Below are 1,256 nucleotides of genomic sequence, written 5' to 3'. Positions count from 1 at the left end.
CGGGCGGCAGGCGCCGCAATGCCGGCCACAGCAGCGCCGCCGCCGGCAGCGCCAGCAGCGGTACCGCCAGGAACACCCAGCGCCAGCCGACGTGCTCGACGATCAGCCCGCTGATGCTGGGGCCGATCAGCGACGGCACCACCCAGCCGGCGGAGAACGCGGCGAACATGCGCGGGCGGATCGCCTGCGGATACAGCCGCGCGACCAGCACGTACAGCACCACCGAGATCGCGCCGGCGCCCAGGCCCTGCACCAGCCGGCCGGCCAGCAGGAATCCCATCGACGGGGCGAAGCCGGCCAGCAGCAGCCCGCAGACGAAGCAGGCCAGGCCGGCCCACAGCGGCGCCGCCGGCCCGTGCAGGTCGCTCCAGCGCCCGGCCACGGTCATGCCGATCACGCTGGTGGCCAGAGTGCCGCCGAAGGCCAGCGCGTACAGCCGCAGGCCATCCAGTTCGCGCGCCACGGTCGGCATCGCCGCGGCCACCGCCAGCGCCTCGAAGGCGATCAACGACACCAGCGCGACCATGCCGACGGTGGTGGCGCGGTAGGCCGGCGCCAGCACGGAGCCGGCAGCGGCAGGGGCGGGTGGAGCAGCGGCGGTGGTGGCGTGGTCTTGCATCGGCGAACCTGGGGAAAAGGGTGGACGTCTGCCGGCGGCGACTTGCGTGGGCGCGTGCAGCACGTGCAGCATGCAACCTCAACCGGACTCGAGGTCAAGCGATGCAGGAGGAACTGAGCGTCGGACAGGTCGCCGCGCGCAGCGGTGTGGCCGTGTCGGCGCTGCATTTCTACGAGAGCAAGGGCCTGATCCGCAGCATGCGTACCGCCGGCAACCAGCGCCGCTACACGCGCGACGTGCTGCGCCGGCTGGCGGTGATCCGCGTGGCGCAACGCGTCGGCGTGCCGCTGGACAGCGTCAAGGCCGCCTTCGCGCAGTTGCCCGACGCGCGCACCCCGACCCGCGCCGAGTGGGCACGGATGTCGGCGGTGTGGCGCGAGGAACTGGACGCACGCATCCTGCAGCTGACCCGCCTGCGCCACCAGCTCACCGACTGCATCGGCTGCGGCTGCCTGTCGCTGCGTCGCTGCCGGCTCAGCAACCCGGCCGACACCCTGGCCGCGCACGGCGATGGTCCGCAGCGCTGGGCGGAGGAGTGAGCGCTGCGTGCGCGCGCAGCGAGCACGCGTGATGCCGCTGCGGCCGCCGGCGTGGCTTTCGTAGGAGTCAACTGTCATGCACCTGCGATGACAGGAGG

At 73.0% G+C, this 1,256-nt stretch carries 2 protein-coding genes; one reads left to right on the top strand and one right to left on the bottom strand.

Features of this window, described 5'->3' with window-relative positions:
* The coding region (locus D588_RS24675) for an MFS transporter (RefSeq protein WP_017916222.1) at window positions 1–619 on the bottom strand (619 nt) is incomplete at its 3' end.
* Between the two features lie 101 nt (window positions 620–720).
* Between D588_RS24675 and soxR the strand changes: the two genes are divergently transcribed.
* Window positions 721–1,158, top strand: a complete 438-nt coding sequence (gene soxR / locus D588_RS0112435) for a redox-sensitive transcriptional activator SoxR (RefSeq protein WP_010344143.1) — start codon at window positions 721–723, stop codon at window positions 1,156–1,158.
* Window positions 1,159–1,256 lie beyond the last annotated feature (98 nt).

Source organism: Xanthomonas sp. SHU 308 (assembly GCF_000364645.1).
Lineage (GTDB): Bacteria > Pseudomonadota > Gammaproteobacteria > Xanthomonadales > Xanthomonadaceae > Xanthomonas_A > Xanthomonas_A sontii.
The sequence above is the reverse complement of the archived record's forward strand: the minus strand, read 5'-3'. Positions and strand labels throughout refer to the sequence as shown.